We start from the raw sequence: 18,701 nt of genomic DNA on the forward strand, positions 1-18,701 counted from the left end.
CCCCGCTCCGGATATGACACAGCCAGCCTCAAAAGCGTTGAGCCGCGCCAAGGGCGCGCCCCAAGCACGCCGCGCGATGCGCGCCCCGCTGCCGAGGGTCTGAGGCACGCCTCACGACCGGCGACGGCGTGCCCTTGGCCGGGGTGTCCCATCACACCATACGTTGCCCTTGCGGCAGCCCCACACGCAAAGATTGCGCGACTGGCCGCCTTGCGCCTAGGCTCTGGAGGAAAGGCACGCCACTGAAGGAGGAGCGCCATGGCCGCCGCACAGCGCGACAACCACGCCGATGTCATCGTGATCGGGGCCGGTCTGGCAGGTCTGGTTGCGGCCAATGAGCTGGCGGATCGCGGCAAGCGGGTGATCCTGCTGGAACAGGAGCCGGCTCATTTCATCGGCGGACAAGCCCATTGGAGCCTTGGCGGCCTCTTTATGGTGGACACCCCCGAGCAGCGCCGCATGGGCATCCGCGACAGTCTGGATCTTGCGCAGCGCGACTGGGCGGGCAGTGCACAGTTCGACCGTCCCGAGGATCAGATCCCGCGTCAATGGGCCAAGGCCTATCTCGAGTTTGCCGCAGGCGATATGCGCGCGTGGCTGCATGATCTGGGCCTGCGCTGGTTTCCAGTCGTGGGCTGGGCCGAGCGCGGCGATGGGCGCGCCGAAGGGCATGGCAACTCCGTGCCGCGGTTCCATATCACATGGGGCACCGGGCCGGGCGTGGTCGCCCCATTTGCCCAGCGCGTGCATGCCTATGTTGCGACGGGACGGATCGACGCGCGCTTTCGCCATCAGGTCAGCCATATCATCCAGCAGGGCGGTCACATCAAAGGGGTTTCGGGCGAGGTGCTGGCCGATGACCAGGGCCCGATCGGCGCACAAACCAACCGGCATGAGGTCGGCGAGTTCGAAGTCTACGCGCCCTCGCTCATTGTGGCCTCGGGGGGGATCGGCGGCAATCTGGAGATGGTCCGCGAAAACTGGCCGACAGAGCGGCTTGGCCCGGCGCCCAGCCGGATGGTGTCGGGCGTGCCGGCCCATGTGGACGGGCGCATGCTGAAGGTCGCGCAGGCGGCGGGCGGCCATATCATCAACGGCGACCGCATGTGGCACTATTGCGAGGGGCTGAGAAACTGGGACCCGATCTGGCCCAACCACGGCATCCGCATCCTGCCCGGCCCGTCGTCGCTCTGGTTTGACGCACATGGCACCCGCTTGCCCGATCCGGCGCTGCCGGGGTTTGACACGCTTGGGACGCTCAAGGCAATCTTGGCCAGCGGGCAGGACTACAGCTGGTTCATCCTCAGTCAGAAGATCATCCAGAAGGAATTTGCACTGTCGGGCTCGGAACAGAACCCAGACCTCACGTCCGGCACATGGGCCGAAGTGCTCCGGGCGCGGATCTTTTCCGGCGGCAAGGCCCCCGTCCCGGTCGAAGCCTTCAAGAAACATGGCGCGGATTTTGTGGTGGCCGAGACGCTCTCGGACCTTGTGCGCGGCATGAATGAGATCGCGGATGTGCCGCTTGACGAGGCACATATCCGCGCCCAGATCGAGGCGCGCGATGCGCAGGTCGACAATCCCTTTGCCAAGGACCGCCAGATCCAGGCGATCCACGCGGCGCGCAATTATCGCGGTGACCGGCTTATTCGCACGGCGAAACCGCATCGGTTGCTGGACCGCGCCAATGGGCCGCTGATCGCGGTGCGGCTCAGTATCCTCACCCGCAAGACATTGGGCGGGCTGCACACCACACTGGAGAGTCAGATGATCGGCGCAGACGGGGCGCCCCTGCCCGGCCTCTTTGCGGTGGGCGAAGCGGCTGGCTTTGGCGGGGGTGGGTATCACGGCTACAATGCGCTTGAGGGCACGTTTCTGGGGGGCTGCCTCTTTTCGGGGCGTCAGGCTGGGCGTTCGGATCAGATCGCGTGATCTGGGCGGAAACGTGTGCAAGGCAGCCGCGATGACACCGCCCTCTCCAGATACGATCTATTTTTACGCGCAAACGGACCCTTATGCGGAGTTTTCGAACTTCGCGCCCTATGGGGTGTGCTTTGAGGACATTTGGTGGCCGACGGTGGAACACTATTTTCAGGCGATGAAATTCCACGATGCAGCCTATCGCACACGCATTCGCCGGTGCCAAAAACCCAAGGATGCCAAAGCCCTTGGCATGACGCGCAAGGTCCCCCTGCGTGCCGACTGGGAGGAGGTCAAGGATGACATCATGTATGCGGCGGTCTTGTGCAAGTTTCGCACCCATGGCGCGCCGCGGCAGTTGCTTCTCGGCACCGGCGATGCCCCATTGGTGGAGAACGCGCCTATGGATGCCTATTGGGGCTGCGGCCCGGATGGGCTGGGTCTCAACAAGCTGGGCCGGATCCTGATGCGGGTTCGGGGTGAACTGGCTGAGGATGCGGCGGCTCTGAAACGCTGATGAGGCGGCGCTGGCGGTCCAAATCAGGGATGGGCGAGGACCGCTGAGACCAACGCTCCCCGGGGTATTTCGTCTCGGATGTGCCCGCCAGCATCAGCCACTGGTCTCAACCAGACCTTCTTTTTCGACCTCTCGGCTGTAACGCAGAAGCGCCTGCCCGTCGCTGTCCAGCAGGATCAACGCGTCCGGCTCGATCTGGTAATGCGTCACCTCTGGGAGGAGCGACAGCAGCTTTTCTTCCTGTTCTGCAAGGCCCTCCGGGCAGGCCATCATGGTGCCGGCGATCTTGTCGGGAAAGGTGATTTCATCGCCTTCGATCTCCACCTCGCCCATGAACCGGTTGCAGCCCGCGCTGGTGCCAAAGCGACCATCCTCAAAAAAGGTGAGGTCGAGATCACGCCCTTCGAGCGGGGCTTTGCCCTCAATCTCGCTCAGGGTCCATTGCGTATCGGTCAGCGGCGGAGTGGCTGGCTCGGTCGCGCGGGTCTGCGCGCTCATCACGATGGCGGAGGCTGCCACCAGAACGGTGGCGATAAAAGCTCTTCGGGTTGTCATCATGGGTCCCATTCCCAATTCTGTCTCTATCGAAAACAAAAGTGGGAAGCGGGACGCTCTACCACAAGGGGAATAACAACAATCGCAGATGGTATGCGCGAAAAGACGCGCATCCCGATGTCAGAGTGGCCAGAGCAGCGGGATCACGGCCGAGGCCAAAAGCCCCATTGAAAGATTGAGCGGAATGCCCACCCGGAGGAAGTCCGAGAACTTGTAGCCCCCCGGACCATAGACCAGCATATTGGTCTGATAGCCGATGGGCGTGGCAAATGAGGCCGAGGCTGCAATCATCACCGCGATCACCAGCGGGCGCGGATCAAGCCCCATGGCCTGCGCCAACCCCACCGCAATCGGCGTGACCACCACGGCAACGGCATTGTTGGACACAAGCTCGGTGAGAACCGAGGTCAGAAGATATACCGCCCAGACCAGAAAGAAGGGCGGCAGATCCACTAAGGCCGGGGAGATCGCGTTGACAATGAGTTCGACCGCGCCGGAGCTTTCAAGCGCCGCGCCAATGGCCAGCATGGAAAAGATCAGCGCCAGAAGCCGCCCATCCACAAAGGAAAACGCCTCATCCGCGTCGATACAGCGGGTCGCCAGCACCAGCGCCACCGCAAGGATCGACAGCATCAGGATCGGCGCCAGACCAAAGGCGGCGGCGATCACGATGCCGACCATGGCGGCCACTGCAACCGGCGCGTGGCTGCGGCGATAGGCACGCTGCGTGGGCTGGGACACATCGGCCATGTCCGTCTCTGCCGCAAGGCGCTGGATATCGCCCGGCGCGCCCTCCAGCAGCAGCGTATCCCCCACGCGCACCACCAGATCATCAAGCTGCACGCCGATGTTCTGGTTGCGCCGGTGTACCGCCAGCACATAGACGCCATAACGCCGACGCAGGCGCATTGCCCCAAGGCTGCGCCCCACCATGCGACAGCCAGGCGTGATGAGCACCTCGACCGTCTTGGTTTCCACAGCCGAGACCTGATCGACGCGCTTCAGCTCCTTGTTGCGCTGCAGGCTCAGAAGCTCTGTCATCTGGGTGCGCAGCACAACCCGGTCGCCCACCTGAAGCTCCACGCCCTGCAGGTTGCGCCGCAGCGAGTCATCGCCGCGGATCACGTCGATCAGCCGCACGCCCGGGCGTTTGAAGAGCTGCACGCCCGTGACTTCGCGGCCGATGAGGTTGCTGTCAGGCGGGATCACCGCTTCGGTAAAGAATTTCATCTTCGAGCGATCCGAGAGCATCATCGCCATACTGTCCCGTTCCGGCAGCAGGCGCGGCGCGATAAAGCGCAGATAAATCAGCCCCCAGACCACAACCACGATGCCCAAGGGCGTGACCTCGAAGATAGAGAATGGCGCAAGACCCTGCGCGCGGGCCACCCCATCGACCAGCAGGTTGGTAGAGGTCCCGATCAAGGTGAGCGTGCCGCCCAGAACCGCTGCATAAGAGAGCGGAATCAGCATCTTGGAGGGCGAAACATTGAGCGTGCGCGAGATCTGGATAAAGACCGGGATCATCACCACCACCACCGGCGTGTTGGACACAAAGGCCGAGGCGATCACCACAAAGCCCATCAGGAGCGCGATTGCCATTCTGGGGCTCACTTCGGCCTTCTTTCGGGCCACAGAGGTAAAGGCATCAAGCGCCCCGGTGCGCACCAGGGCCCCCATGATGAGGAACATCGCCGCAATGGTCCAGGGCGCCGGGTTCGCCAGCACCGGCAGCGCCTCGGCATAGGGCAGCACCCCGGTGATCAGCATCAAGGAGACGCCACAGATCGCCACCACCTCGGTCGGATAGGTTTCGCGCAGAAAGGCCACGAACATCGCAAGAACGATCAACAACGCGATAATGGCGCTTGTGGTGTCACCCGATTGAAAGAGAAACATTCAAATCCACACTGTTTGGGGTGCTCCCGCCGCATTTTGGGGCGAGGCTTCAGCCGACGGACATATTCACCGATCAAAGGCCGTGCAGCAAGCAATTGTATCAGCAAAATTCGGCAGATGCGGCGAGATTGGCACCTGCGTCACAGGTGGATGCACTGATCCCCGCATCACCCCCCGAAACCGCAGGCCCTTCACCCCGTGCAGGTATCAGGTCTTGTCCGCTGGCCTCTCAATTCATTGCGGGAGATTGCGCTCGCTCCGCGAGGGCTTATGGTGGCCGAATGACCCCGGATCGACCCATTTTCACCCATCGTCTCTCTGCCTCGGGATCGGAAAGCCCGCGTGCTGACGCGGGTGAGATTTTCCCCTATTGGAGCTTTACAAAGACGGTGATCGCAATCTGCGCCCTGCGGATGGTGCAGGACGGTCGGCTCGACCTCGACGCCCCTCTGGCGGGCTTTGATTTCTCGTTGCGACAGCTGCTTGATCATACTGCGGGGCTGCCGGATTATTTCACCCTGCCCACCTATGGGGCGGCTGTTGCGCAAAATGAGGAGCCCTGGTCTGCCGAGGCTCTGCGCGCGGCCACCCTGGCGCAAGGCCGGCTGTTTGCCCCCGGCACGGGCTGGTCCTATTCCAATCTTGGGTACATGGTGACGCGGGACCTGCTTGAGGAGGTGGCCGGGCGGTCATTCTCTGATCTCCTCCAGCAGATGATCTGCGCTCCGCTTGAACTGCGTTCCATCACGCTTGCCCAAACCCGCCGCGATTTTGAGAGCCTCCATTGGGCTGCCGCAAAGCGCTATCATCCGGGCTGGGTCTATCATGGCTGCCTGAAGGGCACAGCCGCAGATGCGGCGCGGCTCCTGCAGGGGCTCTTTGAGGGGGCGCTGCTTGATGCGTAGATGCTGCGCGAGATGCGCAAGAGCCATCCCCTCGGCGGGGCAATCGAGGGGCGCCCCTGGACCGAATGCGGCTATGCGCTGGGGCTCATGAGTGGGCGCGCAGGGGAGGCCGGGCGCATGATCGGCCATTCCGGCGCTGGCCCTTTCAGCGTCAACGCGGTCTATCATTTCCCCGATTTGTCACCGCCTGTTACCGTGGCCAGTTTCACCGACGGCACCCTTGAAGGGGTTGCAGAACATGCGGCGGTTGCGGCGGCCCTGTCAGCCTGACCGGACCACTTGCGAGCGTCTCCGCGGGAAGCGTGGCGCATGAGGATGTTCCGCCGCTTGGTATTGCGCGTGCAAACCTGCTGGCTGTCACATTCCACTTTGAAAATCGCAAAGCGGCGCCTGCAGATCCTAGGCATTCACGTTGCTTCGGTCCGGCTGCGGCCAAGTGATGATCCAGTGATGATCCAGTGGCGGCCGGTCGGAACGCGCCTCTCAAACGAGGGGACGCTCCCGCCCAAGACACGCTGCTCTGGCCTGCGCCAGAGAAACGGGAGGAGGGCTTTTCTCAAAAAGCATGACGACGGGCGGGAGCGCCCCGGTTTTGCGTGGCGGGCGCGCGGTTAGGGCGCGACTTGTTGCAAGAGGCCACCCTGACGCACCATCTCGATGCGTTTGGCGGCGCCGGTGCGGTCATCGGTTTCCACATAGACGCCCGAAAGCGTCGCAGCGCCGGTTGCCGGGGTGAAGCGGCTCTTGGGCATGCCAGTGAGGAACCGGCGCATCGGTTCCGCCTTATCCATTCCAATCACGGAATTATAGTCGCCGCACATGCCCGCGTCCGTCAGATAGGCAGTGCCGCCCTCAAGGATCTGTGCATCCCCGGTTGGCACATGCGTATGGGTGCCAACCACAAGCGAGGCTTTGCCATTGCAGAAATGTCCCATCGCCATTTTCTCCGAGGTGGCTTCGCAATGCATATCGACAATGATCGCCTGCGCCAGCCCACCGCGAGGATGGGATTTCAGCACGCCTTCGACCGCCCCAAAAGGATCATCAAAGGCCCGTTTCATAAACACCTGCCCCAGCGCCTGCAGCACCAGAACCTTCTGCCCGCCGCGCGCGGTGAACAGCCGATGTCCCCGCCCCGGCGCCCCCTTGGCAAAGTTCAATGGCCGCACGATACGGCTGTCCTGCTCAATGTACTGGAGCATGTCCTTCTGGTCGAACGCATGATCGCCAAGCGTCACGCAATCCGCCCCTGCTTCGAACAGGATCTTGGCGTGCTCGCCAGACAGCCCCATGCCGTTGGAGGCGTTTTCGCCGTTCACCACGACAAAATCGAGCCGCCATTCGTCCCGCAGACGCGGCAGGGTTTCGGTTATCGCCGCACGCCCCGCGCGGCCCATGACATCGCCAAGAAACAGTATACGCATGTCCCCGCAATAGGCGCAGAGACCGCCCGCCACAAGGGGCAATGGCGCTGAAACGGCGCAAACACATCGCCTCTGCGCCCTGACCAGAGCGAAGACCGCGCGCCGGGACGCCTAACGCCCGGATCATGCGAAGGCCACGCCATATCGTGTATGCCAAGGCACGTCAGGGCGTGTCACGCCAAGGGCGCGACTGTTCCAGCGCGGCAAACAATTTCCCCGATTGCCTCCGATTGCATGCGGTTTTGAGGATATATCCCCGCCAGCGTCGCCTTTTTTAATAAAAGAGTTGCGATCAGGCCGGCAGCCGACAAGTCTGGACACAGAGCCGCGCCCGACCCGATGGAGCGCCTCACGCCATTTCAGACGAGTCCTCATCATGTCCACACCCGTATTGAACCTTGATCCCGACACGCTTTTGATGTCCTCAAAAGACGCCCGCGCTGCAGCCGCTCCCTATGCGGCAGAGTATCAGGGCCGCGGCCCCTTCAACTACGGTGGCTATGACAACTTCCTGAACCCAGAGATCCTCGAGCGTGTCCGCGAGGAGCTGAAGCAACTGCCCGAAGCAGCCAACAGCTATGATCGCCCGCAGGAGCGACTAAAGACCTCTTATGTGCCCGAACGCCTGCCGATGTATACACGGCAGCTGTTTTACGCGCTGAACTCGCGCCCGATGCTGGCGTTCATCGAGGAACTCACCGGTATCAAGGGGCTGATCCCCGATCCCTATTTTGCAGGTGGCGGCGTTCATGTGGTGGCCAATGGCGGGCATCTGGATATTCACGCAGATTTCAATCACCACGCGGGCCTGAACCTCGAGCGTCGCGTGAACCTGCTGATCTACCTCAACAAGGACTGGCGGGAGGAATATGGCGGTTCCTTCGAGGTCTGGGACGAGAATATGGCTGGAAAGCTTGCCAGTTACGTGCCGCTCTTTAACCGGATGTGCATGTTCTCCACCTCCTCCGAGAGCTGGCATGGCAACCCCGAGCCGGTGAACCACCCCGATGGCGAGCCGCGCATGTCGATTGCGCTCTATTACTACACCGCGACATGGGACAGCACCCGCAAGAGCCACACCACGCTCTTTAAACCGCGCCCCGGCACCAAGGACCAGCGCGACCGGCAGGTGGCGCGGCGTGAGCTCTTGCAAGACCTCTTGCCGCCGGTGCTCCACCGCAAGCTTGCGTGGCGTCTGGAGAAGCTGGGGTTTTGAGCCCGCCCTGCCCCTGACGCCCGCCTGCCCTGACAAACCCTCTGGGATCCGCCGGATCCGCGTGATCCGGCAGGCTCAAGATCACCGCGCGATGGGGGCCTGAGAAAAACGTCCCCGCAGCCGGAAAAGCGCCTGTGCCAGAGGCGTCAGTCTCGTCAGTCGCATCAGGGGCGTTTGAAATCCAGCACCCGGCTCTCGGTCACGATCATGTCGAGCGGCTGATCGGTAGGCTCGAGCGGCAGGCCTTCGGCTTTTTGGGCGTCAAAGGCGAACCCGATCGCCAGCGTCGCACGCTGCGCCCGAAGCCGTTGCAGCGTCCGGTCATAAAACCCGCCGCCATAGCCCAGGCGATTGCCCGCCGCATCAAAGGCCACCAGCGGCACAATGAGGATTTCGGGATCGAAGTAATCGTCTACTTCCGGAACCTTAGCGCCAAAAGGACCGTCGCGCAGCGCGCCTTCGGGCTGCCAGCGGCTGAATTTGAGCGGCAGGCCTGCGCCCTGGATCACCGGCACCCCCACGGGTCCGTGGGCGGCGGCTTCGGCCATCACACCCAGCGGATCAATCTCGGTGCGAATGGGCATATATCCCGCAAGAGGCACGCCGCGATAGCCTGCGAGCACCTCGGCCAGATGGCCCGCCGCTCCGGGGCGCTGCGTCTCAAAGGCGCCTTTGCGCCGCACGAAGGCGGCCTTGCGCGCCGCTGCCTTGATGGCGGTCAAATCGCCTGCGTCCTGATCCGTGTCACTCATGCGCTGATGTCCCTGCGTCGCGTTAGATTAAGACCGCCCCCGCAAGGCCCAGGAAAGCAAAAAAGCCCACAACATCCGTCACCGTGGTCACAAATGCCCCCGAGGCGAGCGCCGGGTCGATCCCAATTCGGTCCAGAATAACCGGGATCACCGTCCCTGCGAGCCCGGCGACGACAAGGTTGATCACCATTGCGGCAGCGATCACCACACCGAGCATCGGCGTGCCGAACCACACAACGCCGATGACGCCCATCACCACGGCAAAGATCCCGCCATTGATGAGCCCCACCAGCACCTCGCGTCGGATCACACGCCAGACGTTTGATCCGGTCAAATCTCGTGTGGCAAGCGCGCGCACCGCCACCGTAAGCGACTGCGTGCCTGCATTGCCGCCCATCGAGGCCACGATGGGCATAAGCACCGCCAGCGCCACGAATTGCGCAATCGTCGCCTCGAACTGCGCAATCACCAGAGAGGCAAAGATCGCCGTCACCAGATTGACCGCCAGCCACGGGAAGCGCTGTTTGGTGGTCTCGGAGACCCGATCCGACAGGCTCCCCTCGCCGACACCGGCCAGACGCAGGATGTCTTCTTCGTGCTCCTCGTCCAGAACCGCCATCGCATCGTCTATGGTGATGGCGCCGACCAGACGGCCGCCCTCGTCCACCACCGGCGCCGATATCAGGTGATACTGGTTGAAGGCATAGGCCACGTCCTCTTCGTCCTGGCCCACGGGAATGACCTGAAAGGTCTCCTCGAGGATCTCGATCAGCGGTTTGGTGCGGCGCGAACTCATCAATCGCCCAAGAGTGACCTGCCCGATCGGATGCATGCGCGGATCCACGATCACCACATGATAGAACTGTTCGGGCAGCTCCTCGGCCTCGCGCATGTGGTCAATGGCCTGCCCAACGGTCCAATGCTCGGGTGCGGTGACCACCTCACGCTGCATCAGGCGCCCGGCAGAGTTTTCAGGGTAGGACAGAGATTGCTCGATCGCGACCCGGTCGCTGTCTTCCAGCGCGTCGAGAATCGCCTCTTGCTGGGGCTCTTCGAGATCTTCGAGCAGATCGACCACATCGTCACTATCGAGATCGCGCACCGCATCGGCCAGAACCTCGGGGTTCAGCGCCGCAATGACCTCCTCGCGGATGGATTCATCCAGCTCCGACAGGATGTCGCCGTCAAACTCCTTGTCATAGAGGCGGATCAGTCGGCCCCGGTCGTAAGCGTTGATCTGTTCCAGAAGGTCCGCAATATCAGCCGGGTGCAGTGGATCCATCAGTTCCACAAGCGCATCGCGGTCGTCGCGATCCAGCGCAAAGAGGATCTGCGCGACGCGCTTTCTGTCCAACTCGTAGGCGTCCTCGCCCATGGTTTCTGCTTCGGGGGTGTTCTCGCCTGTGGTCATTCGCCGCCCTCCGGTTTACCTGAGTTCCCTGTCTAAAGGATGCGGAAGGGCAAAAACAACGGCCCATCAGCAATTTACCCCTGCCGCCCCACGCCCTATCCTGTGCAGAGCTGATTTGACAACGAATGTGACATCGCAATGAAACAAGATCTCATTCTTCTGGGCCGAGTGCTGTCTTTTTGCGCCTCCCCTTTCGCGCCCGATGGGCCCGAGGCGGCCGTCGAGGAACACGAAGCCATTGCCCTGCGCGCGGGCAAGATCGTGGCGCTTGGCAGCCGGGCAGCGCTCAGCAAGGTGCTGCCAGAGGCAGAGATCGTCGATCACGGGCAGAAGCTGATCGTGCCGGGCTTTGTCGATGCCCATGTGCATTATCCGCAGACCGCGATCATCGCCAGCTGGGGCAAGCGGCTGATCGACTGGCTCAACACCTATACCTTTCCCGAGGAGATGCGGTTTGGCAACCCGGCCTATGCCGCAGAGATCGCAGCGCGCTACCTGGATCTGACCACCGCCTGCGGCACCACGACGGTTGCGAGCTACTGCACCATCCATCCCGAGAGCGTTGATGCGTTGTTCGAGGCGGCGCAGGCCCGCGGGCAGCGCGTGGTGGCCGGCAAGACCTGCATGGACCGCAACGCGCCCGAAGGCCTGCGCGATACGCCGCAATCCGCCTATGACGACAGCGCCGCGCTGATCCAGCGCTGGCATGGGAGGGAGCGGCTCATCTATGCGATTACGCCACGGTTTTCACCAACCTCCACCCCAGAACAACTCGAAGCGCTCGGCGCACTCTGGACGGCGCATCCTACCTGCCTGATGCAGACCCATCTGAGCGAGCAACTGGACGAGATCGAATGGGTGCGCAGCCTCTTTCCCGAGGCGCGCGACTACCTTGACACCTACGAGCGCTACGGTCTTCTGCGCGAAGGCGCGCTCTTTGGCCACGCCATCCATCTTGAACCCCGCGAACGCGCCCGCCTCCTGGAGGCCCGCGCCAGCCTGATCCACTGCCCCACCTCCAATACCTTCATCGGGTCAGGGCTTTTTGACATGAACGGCCTCATGCGCGAGGGCCACCGGATCGGCCTTGCTACCGACACCGGCGGCGGGTCGAGTTTTTCGATGCTGCGCACCATGGCCGCCGCCTATGAGGTCGCCCAGCTGCGCGGCACGCCTTTGCACGCGGCACAGCTCCTGTGGCTTGCAACCCTCGGGTCGGCCACGGCACTTGGGCTTCAGGACAAGGTCGGTAATCTCGCCGTGGGACGGGAGGCCGACCTTGTGGTGCTTGATCTTGCCTCGACCCCGGCCATTGCCCAGCGTGCGACACGCGCCGAGACCCTCTGGGAGGCCCTCTTTCCCACGCTGATGATGGGCGATGACCGCGCCATTGCCGAGGTCCGCATCAACGGGCAGAAAGCGGTCTAGCAAAAAGGGCCGCAGCCGCGCGCCCCTCTTCTTCTAACCAAAATATCCCGGAGCGCGAGGCAGAGCCTCGCATCCCCGCTCGCGCCCAACCGCGACGCTCAGTCTCCGTTCGCCAAGGCCTGCGCCAAGGCACCGTGACGGCGGATCACCGCCGCCGTATCAACCGTGGTCAACCGACCAGAGGCCACCACCTGACGCCCCTCGACAAAGAGATCCCGCACCTGGCGCGGACCGGCCAGAACGAGCGCCGCTGGATCCCAGCTGCCGCTGGACGCCAGCCCGGAGACATCCCAGACCGCGATATCGGCGCGTTTCCCGACCGCAATCCGGCCGCAGTCCGGCCGCCCCAGCACGTCGGCCCCGCCGCGTGTCGCGATCTCCAGCGCCTCATAGGCGGACATGGCGTCGGCACCATTGGCAACCCGCTGGAGCAGCAGTGCCTGACGGGCTTCATCCCAGAGGCTGGCCATGTCATTGCTGGCCGAGCCATCGACGCCGAGCCCCACCTTGACGCCTGCATCGCGCATCTGGCGCACGGGTGCGATGCCGCTACCGAGGCGACAGTTGGAACAGGGACAATGCGCCACGCCGGTACGGGTTTTGGCAAAGAGGTCAATCTCTTTCACGTCCAGCTTCACGCAATGCGCGTGCCAGACGTCATCGCCGGTCCAGCCGAGATCCTCCGCATATTGTCCGGGGCGACAGCCAAACTGGGCCTCGCTATAGGCGATGTCCTCGTCATTCTCGGCCAGATGCGTATGCAGCATCACCCCCTTGTCCCGCGCCAGAAGCGCCGTGTCGCGCATCAGCTCCCGGCTCACCGAAAAGGGCGAACAGGGCGCAAGCCCAACCCGGCACATCGCCCCATCGCTTGGGTCGTGATAGGCGTCAACCAGCCGGATCATATCCTCGAGAATGTCTGCCTCGCGCTCCACCAGACTGTCGGGCGGCAAACCGCCATCGCTTTCGCCGATGCTCATGGCGCCGCGGGTGGGATGAAACCGCAAGCCCACCTCCGCCGCCGCATGAATGGTATCCTCGAGCCGACCCCCATTGGGAAAGAGATAGAGATGATCCGATGTGAGGCTACACCCCGAAAGCGCAAGCTCCGCCAGACCAAGCTGGGTGGAGACCTGAAGATGCTCCGGCCCCATGCGCGCCCAGATCGGATAGAGCGTCTGCAGCCAACCAAAGAGTAGCGCATCCTGCCCCCCCGGCACCGCCCGCGTGAGGTTCTGATAGAGATGGTGATGCGTATTCACGAGCCCCGGCGTCACCACCGCACCGCTCACATCCACCTTGGTTTCAGCGCCCCCGAGCGAGGGGCCGATCTCGGCAATCACCCCCGCGCGTACCCGGATGTCGACCGCGTGAAGCACGCGTCGGTCGTCGTCCATGGTCAAGACGGTTTGGGCATTTTTCAAAAGAAAGTCAGTCACAGCTTCACGCTCCCCATTCTGCCCGTTTCATATGGTGGAGGTGAAGGATCGCCGACGGAAGACGGGCAAAGGACTCGGCGCGGGTGTATTGCTAGCTCAGCCCGCGCCCTCAGGGCAAGTCAGCCAATGGCAAAAACTGTTTCTGCGATTGCCATCAAGTCCTTGCCCTGCGCCCTTGATGCCAGCCCCCGGAACGGGCAATGCGAGTTCTCAAGCCTCGCGCAACAGCTCCAGCGCCGCGGCGTGGATGGTTGGGTTGGACGCTGCCAAGGCGCGCCCCCCCTCATGGGCCGCCCCGCCCTGCCAGTTGGTCACCAGACCGCCTGCGGCTTCGATCACGGCAATCGGTGCCTGGATATCATAAGCATTGAGCCCCGCCTCGATCACAAGATCCACGGTCCCCGCCGCCAAGAGCGCATAGGCGTAACAATCCATGCCATAGCGCGTGAGTTTCACATGCTGTGCCACCTGTTCAAAGCCCGTGCGCTCTGCCTCTGTTCCAACCTCGGGGAATGTGGTGAACAAAATCGCCTCGGAGAGCGCTTCGGTCTTGCGTGTCAGGAGCGGGCGGGTGCCATGCGGCCCCACCACCTGCGCGTGACCGCGACAGCCTTCGAACCGCTCGCCGATATAGGGCTGATCAATGATCCCCAGCATTGGACCTTTTGCGTCCGAGAGCGCAATCAGAACACCCCATGTGGGGGTGCCACTGATAAATCCACGCGTGCCATCAATGGGATCGAGCACCCATGTCCGCCCGCTGGTGCCGGTGGTGGCAGCAAATTCCTCGCCCAGCACGCCGTCGTCCGGGCGCAGCTCGCGCAGGACCGCGCGCATTGCTTCTTCGGCAGCGCGATCTGCAACCGTCACCGGATCAAAGCCTGCCTCCAGCTTGTTGTCAGCCGCCGTGGCGCTGTTGCGAAAATGCGGAAGGATTGCTGCACGGGCAGCCTCGGCAAGGCGGCGGGCAACGTCCAGATCAGACAGCGTCGAAGGATGTGTCATAAAAAGCCCCGATGATTGAGGTGGCAGGCCCGGATCGGGTGCCACGCCACGCAGTCGCTTTCAAGCCAAATCTGCCCACCGGGCTTGGTTGCGCGGCCTGCGCCCCTGCCAATTGGTCCGGGATCTGTGGTCGGGCGCTCTTCGCGTGAAAGCCCTTCCGCCTGCTCCGCAGAAGGCCGTGTGAGGCGCAGTTACGCAAAGCAAAAGGCCGCCCAAAGGCGACCTCTGTATAGTTCGCAGGAAACACCGCGCAGATCGCGGTCACCCGGACTTGGGCCAGCCCGTGCTCAGGCGACGTCGCTCAGCACCCGAGCGAGTTCAAAGAGACGGCGACGCTGATTTTCCGGGATCGCATAGTAGGACCGCACGAGATCCAGCGCTTCTTTATCGCCCATCAGATCGGCTGGGACACGGGCTTTGTCAGGGACCGATTTGGTCTCGTCCTGCAGGCCCTCAAAAAAGAAGCTGATATTCACATCGAGTGCGTCGGAAATATCCCAAAGGCGCGACGCGCTCACACGGTTGGCACCGGTTTCATATTTCTGGATCTGCTGAAACTTAATTCCGACTTTCTCAGCCAATTGTTGCTGCGTCATGCCGATCAGCCAGCGACGGTGCCGGATGCGTTTGCCAACGTGAATGTCGACGGGATGTGCCATATGTAGTATCTCCCAGCTACGGCCTCCGAAATCGGGTGGATGACGCGCCCAAAGGCGTCGAAAACCCTTGTCCCGGACCCGCAATCCGATGGCGTGACATCCGTCATCGGTATCGTTTGGTTAGGGTGAGAAGTTCAGTTATGTGGAAAGTGTACGCCCTTCGTAGTTGAATACAAGTTACCCAACACGCGCCCTGCGATCCTCTGGAGGCAAATATATGATTTCATGCATCAAAAATTATCGCGAAAGGCGATCAGAATCCGGTTTGCAGCCACTCACCATAAATGGTGAGGCATGAAATCGGTATTGAACCACCCGTACTTGATTCGAATCATACAGGCCACAAACTGAGAGAATAACCATAATGCTATCCTTTCGTATAGTAAAACATGGAACAAATGGGACTCTTTGCGACACGCCTTTCGCGCCCCCCGGCCCAGGTCAAATCGAAATAGAAATACATGCCTGCGCTTTGAACTTTGCCGATTTGCTGATGATCAAGGGGAATTACCAGGATACGCCGTCCCTTCCGTTTACCCCGGGGCTGGAATGCGCAGGACGGATCACCGCTATTGGCCCGCAAATTTCGAATTTCCGAATTGGCGACCGTGTTGCGGTTTTTGGCGGACAAGGCGGATTGGCCGAAATCGGCGTTTTTGATGCCGCTCGTGCGGTGCCGATCCCGGACACTGTCAGTTACGAGGATGCAGCGGCCGCGTTGATTGCGCATGGCACCAGCCTTCTGGCGCTGGAGCATCTGGCCCGGCTCCAGCCCGGCGAGCGCCTGCTTGTCACCGGAGCCGCCGGTGGCGTGGGCCTGACCGCAGTCGAAATCGGCAAGCTCATGGGCGCAGAGGTGATCGCGCAGGCGCGTGGGGCAGAAAAGCTCGCGGTGGCCAAGGCAGCCGGAGCGGATCACCTGATTGACGCCTCAGACGACCTGCGCCAGCGCGTCAAGGATCTGGGCGGTGCGGATGTGGTCTATGATGCGGTGGGAGGCGACACGTGGGAGGCTGCCTTTCGCGCCACCAATCCGGGGGGGCGTTTGTTGCCGATCGGCTTTGCCGGTGGGGCGGTGCCGCAAATCCCCGCCAACCACCTGCTCGTCAAAAACCTCACTGTGTTCGGCTTTTATATCGGTGGCTTGATCAAACTGCGCCCTGAGCTGGGGCAGCAGACGTTCGAGACCCTGATGCGCTGGCTGGCGGAGGGGCGGATCACGCCTCACATCAGCCACCGCCTCCCCCTGAGCGAGACGGACGCCGGGCTCGAACTGATCCGCAGCCGCGCCACCACCGGCAAGGTGATCATACAACCCCAAGCTGGACGGGTGCGCTGACCATTTCTGTGCCCACGGCGCGCAACCCCGGCTGAGACAGCCCGGCAAAACCCTGACGGATCAGGCTTGCGAGATGGTCGACATATTGCGCCCGTGACCGTTCAGCGCCGTAGAGGTTGATGTGTTGCACTGGCAGCTGCGGCAGGCTGCCCCCGTGGTCGATCACCTGCTGATGCGCGGGCTGCGTGCCTTCCAGCAAGACGCCAACTGCGAGATCGGCGCTGACCGTGGCCTCCACGGTACGGTCGGATTCGCTGTCCACGGCCATCTCCCACGGGATGCCCGCATCATCGAGCGCCGCTGTCGCCAGTCCGCGAAAGATACAATTGCGACAGAACCCGATCCGGAGCGGGCGCTGCCGCCAGGTCTGCCCACCAAGCGCGCCAATCCAGCGCAGCGGCATCTGGTGAATGACCTCGCCGCCCTCGCTTGCGGTGGTTTCAGTGGTCACGATGAGATCAAACCGCCCCTGGGCAAAATCCATCTTGAGATCGCGCGTATTGGACGTGCAGAGGTTCACCTTCACCCGTGGGAACTGCACATTAAAGCGCTGCATCACCATCGGGATCACCGGATGCACCACATCATGGGGCACACCAAGTGTCACTTCGCCCTCAAAGGCCTGATCGGTCAGGCGGGTGATGATCTCGTCATTGAGGCTGAGCATCTTGCGCGCAAAGCCCAAGAGCTGCTCTCCGGCCGAGGTCAGGCCGATGTTGCGCCCTGAACGGTCCAGAAGCTCCACACCCAACATTTCCTCAAGACGCTTGAGCTGCATGGAAACCGCCGATTGCGTCAGGTGCAGGAATGACGCCGCACGGGTGACACCGCCGGTGTCTGCAACCGCCACAAACGAGCGCAGGGTGGTTATGTCCAAGTTCCGCATCATCACACCTCTTGATGGGTTAGTTCAAAATCATTCGTTTTGAGAATGAGCCCGCCCAACGTATATCAAGATCAGTGATGCAATCAAGCGCATCCATCACAATTCAAATTATGGAGCTCCTCATGGCCAACTGCATCGAACACAGCCGTCCCATTCCCCTGCGGCGTCCTTCCCTCCTGTCCACGATCACCCAGATGATCGCCCTGCGCCGCCAGCGGCAGCATCTGGATCGTCTGAGCGATGAACAGCTCAAGGATATTGGTGTGACCCGCGATCAGGCCGAGGCCGAAGCCCGCCGCAAAGCCTGGGATGCACCGAACTTCTGGCTGAGCTGAGGCCACCTCTGTGCTGATCCAGACCCTTGTCAAAACCAAACCGGCCCCGCCCTGCCCTGATGTGGCGCAGCGGGTCCGGTAAAAACTTGTAAATCTGCTGTCCATTTTCGCCCTCCTGCGTCCCGGAACCCCTTGAACCTGCGGGCTCAAACGCCAATATTTGACGCAACAGGCATATTCGCGTCGCGGATGTGCTCTGAGGGAGAATCTAGACGGAGACCATGACTCATGGCACAGTTTGACAGCATTCGGTCTGCTGCCGGCGCACGCAGCGCCGAGATCGACGCAGGGCTTCGCGCCCACATGAACAAAGTCTACGGCACCATGTCCGTAGGTACACTGATCACATTCCTTGCAGCCTGGGCGATTGCCGGCCTGTCGGTCACCTCTGACCCGGCCAATGCCGTCGCGCAGCTGAGCTCTGACAGCTACCTGACCAACTTCGGTTACGCGATCTATGCCTCGCCGCTGAAGTGGGTGATCATGTTCGCACCGCTGGCCTTTGTGTTCTTTGGCTTTGGCGCCGCCGTGAACCGCCTCTCCGCCGCGGGCGTCCAGGTCGTGTTCTACGCCTTTGCTGCGCTGATGGGTCTGTCGATCTCTTCGATCTTCGTGACCTTCACCGGTGAAAGCATCGCGCAGGTGTTTCTTGTGACCTCCATCGCCTTTGCGGGTCTGTCGCTGGTGGGCTACACCACCAAGAAAGACCTCTCCGGCATGGGTTCGTTCCTGATCATGGGCCTCATCGGCCTGATCGTGGCGTCGGTTGTGAACATCTTCCTCGCCTCCTCGGCGATGGCCTTTGCGATCTCCGTGATCGGCGTGCTGATCTTTGCAGGTCTCACTGCTTATGACACCCAGCGCATCAAGAACGACTACCTGCAGATGGCACATGCAGGGGACCAGGAGTGGCTCGGCAAAGCCGCCATCATGGGCGCCCTCAGCCTCTATCTGGACTTCATCAATATGTTCATGATGCTGCTCCAGCTGCTCGGGAACCGCGAATAACCG

At 62.2% G+C, this 18,701-nt stretch carries 18 protein-coding genes; 9 read left to right on the plus strand and 9 right to left on the minus strand.

All coding sequences use genetic code 11. The annotated features are described in order from the left end of the window. Positions 1-258 precede the first annotated feature (258 nt). Both ACZ1HH_RS08695 and ybiA read left to right on the plus strand, forming a co-directional pair. On the plus strand, positions 259-1,932 hold the full coding sequence (locus ACZ1HH_RS08695; protein WP_472636406.1) for an FAD-binding dehydrogenase: 1,674 nt from the start codon (positions 259-261) through the stop codon (positions 1,930-1,932). A gap of 31 nt (positions 1,933-1,963) precedes the next feature. After that, positions 1,964-2,437 carry a riboflavin biosynthesis intermediates N-glycosidase gene (gene ybiA / locus ACZ1HH_RS08700; RefSeq protein WP_472636407.1) on the plus strand — a complete coding sequence of 158 codons (474 nt, stop codon included), beginning with the start codon at positions 1,964-1,966 and terminating at the stop codon, positions 2,435-2,437. Between the two features lie 93 nt (positions 2,438-2,530). Here ybiA and ACZ1HH_RS08705 read toward each other — a convergent pair whose 3' ends face one another. Both ACZ1HH_RS08705 and ACZ1HH_RS08710 read right to left on the minus strand, forming a co-directional pair. Next, entirely contained in the window at positions 2,531-2,995 is a 465-nt protein-coding gene (locus ACZ1HH_RS08705; RefSeq protein WP_472636408.1) for an META domain-containing protein, read from the minus strand. A 117-nt stretch (positions 2,996-3,112) separates the two neighbouring features. Continuing rightward, positions 3,113-4,891: an SLC13 family permease gene (locus ACZ1HH_RS08710; protein ID WP_487320242.1), complete on the minus strand. Its 1,779-nt coding sequence runs from the start codon at positions 4,889-4,891 to the stop codon at positions 3,113-3,115. A 281-nt stretch (positions 4,892-5,172) separates the two neighbouring features. Here ACZ1HH_RS08710 and ACZ1HH_RS08715 point away from each other — a divergent pair, with 281 nt between their 5' ends. After that, a complete protein-coding gene (locus ACZ1HH_RS08715; RefSeq protein WP_472636410.1) occupies positions 5,173-5,796 on the plus strand; it encodes a serine hydrolase domain-containing protein in 624 nt (207 codons plus the stop codon). Then, complete coding sequence (locus ACZ1HH_RS08720; RefSeq protein ID WP_472636411.1) at positions 5,797-6,066, plus strand: hypothetical protein; 270 nt, start codon at positions 5,797-5,799, stop codon at positions 6,064-6,066. 341 nt (positions 6,067-6,407) lie between these two features. Here the strand turns inward: ACZ1HH_RS08720 and ACZ1HH_RS08725 are convergent, their stop codons facing one another. After that, on the minus strand, positions 6,408-7,220 hold the full coding sequence (locus tag ACZ1HH_RS08725) for a TIGR00282 family metallophosphoesterase (protein WP_472636412.1): 813 nt from the start codon (positions 7,218-7,220) through the stop codon (positions 6,408-6,410). A gap of 376 nt (positions 7,221-7,596) precedes the next feature. Between ACZ1HH_RS08725 and ACZ1HH_RS08730 the strand changes: the two genes are divergently transcribed. Continuing rightward, on the plus strand, positions 7,597-8,436 hold the full coding sequence (locus tag ACZ1HH_RS08730; protein WP_011539230.1) for a 2OG-Fe(II) oxygenase: 840 nt from the start codon (positions 7,597-7,599) through the stop codon (positions 8,434-8,436). Between the two features lie 164 nt (positions 8,437-8,600). On the opposite strand, the gene ACZ1HH_RS08735 is transcribed toward ACZ1HH_RS08730, so the two are convergent. After that, on the minus strand, positions 8,601-9,188 hold the full coding sequence (locus tag ACZ1HH_RS08735; protein WP_472636413.1) for a 5-formyltetrahydrofolate cyclo-ligase: 588 nt from the start codon (positions 9,186-9,188) through the stop codon (positions 8,601-8,603). Positions 9,189-9,210: 22 nt separating this feature from the next. Then, positions 9,211-10,599 (minus strand): magnesium transporter, encoded by a 1,389-nt coding sequence (gene mgtE / locus ACZ1HH_RS08740; RefSeq protein ID WP_011539232.1) that lies wholly within the window; start codon positions 10,597-10,599, stop codon positions 9,211-9,213. 138 nt (positions 10,600-10,737) lie between these two features. Between mgtE and guaD the strand changes: the two genes are divergently transcribed. Beyond that, a complete protein-coding gene (gene guaD, locus ACZ1HH_RS08745; protein WP_472636414.1) occupies positions 10,738-12,027 on the plus strand; it encodes a guanine deaminase in 1,290 nt (429 codons plus the stop codon). A 98-nt stretch (positions 12,028-12,125) separates the two neighbouring features. Here guaD and ACZ1HH_RS08750 read toward each other — a convergent pair whose 3' ends face one another. The 3 genes from ACZ1HH_RS08750 to ACZ1HH_RS08760 form a co-directional block, all read right to left on the minus strand. Then, positions 12,126-13,466 (minus strand): 8-oxoguanine deaminase, encoded by a 1,341-nt coding sequence (locus ACZ1HH_RS08750; protein WP_487320243.1) that lies wholly within the window; start codon positions 13,464-13,466, stop codon positions 12,126-12,128. A gap of 210 nt (positions 13,467-13,676) precedes the next feature. Further along, positions 13,677-14,471 (minus strand): histidinol-phosphatase, encoded by a 795-nt coding sequence (hisN, locus tag ACZ1HH_RS08755; protein ID WP_487320244.1) that lies wholly within the window; start codon positions 14,469-14,471, stop codon positions 13,677-13,679. A gap of 287 nt (positions 14,472-14,758) precedes the next feature. Next, the gene (locus tag ACZ1HH_RS08760) at positions 14,759-15,130 is read right to left on the minus strand and encodes a helix-turn-helix domain-containing protein (protein ID WP_011539237.1); all 372 of its coding nucleotides are present in this window, start codon (positions 15,128-15,130) and stop codon (positions 14,759-14,761) included. A 364-nt stretch (positions 15,131-15,494) separates the two neighbouring features. Between ACZ1HH_RS08760 and ACZ1HH_RS08765 the strand changes: the two genes are divergently transcribed. Then, positions 15,495-16,469, plus strand: a complete 975-nt coding sequence (locus ACZ1HH_RS08765) for an NADPH:quinone oxidoreductase family protein (RefSeq protein ID WP_487320245.1) — start codon at positions 15,495-15,497, stop codon at positions 16,467-16,469. Here the strand turns inward: ACZ1HH_RS08765 and ACZ1HH_RS08770 are convergent. Continuing rightward, positions 16,438-17,355 (minus strand): LysR family transcriptional regulator, encoded by a 918-nt coding sequence (locus ACZ1HH_RS08770; protein ID WP_011539239.1) that lies wholly within the window; start codon positions 17,353-17,355, stop codon positions 16,438-16,440. The genes ACZ1HH_RS08765 and ACZ1HH_RS08770 overlap by 32 nt on opposite strands. Positions 17,356-17,477: 122 nt before the next feature. Here ACZ1HH_RS08770 and ACZ1HH_RS08775 point away from each other — a divergent pair, with 122 nt between their 5' ends. Continuing rightward, complete coding sequence (locus ACZ1HH_RS08775; RefSeq protein ID WP_011539240.1) at positions 17,478-17,690, plus strand: DUF1127 domain-containing protein; 213 nt, start codon at positions 17,478-17,480, stop codon at positions 17,688-17,690. Positions 17,691-17,918: 228 nt separating this feature from the next. After that, entirely contained in the window at positions 17,919-18,698 is a 780-nt protein-coding gene (locus tag ACZ1HH_RS08780; protein ID WP_011539241.1) for a Bax inhibitor-1/YccA family protein, read from the plus strand. Positions 18,699-18,701 lie beyond the last annotated feature (3 nt).

It is taken from the genome of Epibacterium sp. HA2-3, from assembly GCF_055693725.2.

Coding starts and splice junctions, on each gene's coding strand:
- ACZ1HH_RS08695 (WP_472636406.1), top strand. CDS start 259: ATGGCCGCCGCACAGCGCGACAACCACGCCGATGTCATCGTGATCGGG.
- ACZ1HH_RS08720 (WP_472636411.1), top strand. CDS start 5,797: ATGCTGCGCGAGATGCGCAAGAGCCATCCCCTCGGCGGGGCAATCGAG.
- ACZ1HH_RS08725 (WP_472636412.1), bottom strand. CDS start 7,220: ATGCGTATACTGTTTCTTGGCGATGTCATGGGCCGCGCGGGGCGTGCG.
- ACZ1HH_RS08765 (WP_487320245.1), top strand. CDS start 15,495: ATGCTATCCTTTCGTATAGTAAAACATGGAACAAATGGGACTCTTTGC.
- ybiA (WP_472636407.1), top strand. CDS start 1,964: ATGACACCGCCCTCTCCAGATACGATCTATTTTTACGCGCAAACGGAC.
- ACZ1HH_RS08710 (WP_487320242.1), bottom strand. CDS start 4,891: ATGTTTCTCTTTCAATCGGGTGACACCACAAGCGCCATTATCGCGTTG.
- ACZ1HH_RS08715 (WP_472636410.1), top strand. CDS start 5,173: ATGACCCCGGATCGACCCATTTTCACCCATCGTCTCTCTGCCTCGGGA.
- mgtE (WP_011539232.1), bottom strand. CDS start 10,599: ATGACCACAGGCGAGAACACCCCCGAAGCAGAAACCATGGGCGAGGAC.
- guaD (WP_472636414.1), top strand. CDS start 10,738: ATGAAACAAGATCTCATTCTTCTGGGCCGAGTGCTGTCTTTTTGCGCC.
- hisN (WP_487320244.1), bottom strand. CDS start 14,471: ATGACACATCCTTCGACGCTGTCTGATCTGGACGTTGCCCGCCGCCTT.
- ACZ1HH_RS08770 (WP_011539239.1), bottom strand. CDS start 17,355: ATGCGGAACTTGGACATAACCACCCTGCGCTCGTTTGTGGCGGTTGCA.
- ACZ1HH_RS08780 (WP_011539241.1), top strand. CDS start 17,919: ATGGCACAGTTTGACAGCATTCGGTCTGCTGCCGGCGCACGCAGCGCC.
- ACZ1HH_RS08760 (WP_011539237.1), bottom strand. CDS start 15,130: ATGGCACATCCCGTCGACATTCACGTTGGCAAACGCATCCGGCACCGT.
- ACZ1HH_RS08735 (WP_472636413.1), bottom strand. CDS start 9,188: ATGAGTGACACGGATCAGGACGCAGGCGATTTGACCGCCATCAAGGCA.
- ACZ1HH_RS08705 (WP_472636408.1), bottom strand. CDS start 2,995: ATGATGACAACCCGAAGAGCTTTTATCGCCACCGTTCTGGTGGCAGCC.
- ACZ1HH_RS08730 (WP_011539230.1), top strand. CDS start 7,597: ATGTCCACACCCGTATTGAACCTTGATCCCGACACGCTTTTGATGTCC.
- ACZ1HH_RS08775 (WP_011539240.1), top strand. CDS start 17,478: ATGGCCAACTGCATCGAACACAGCCGTCCCATTCCCCTGCGGCGTCCT.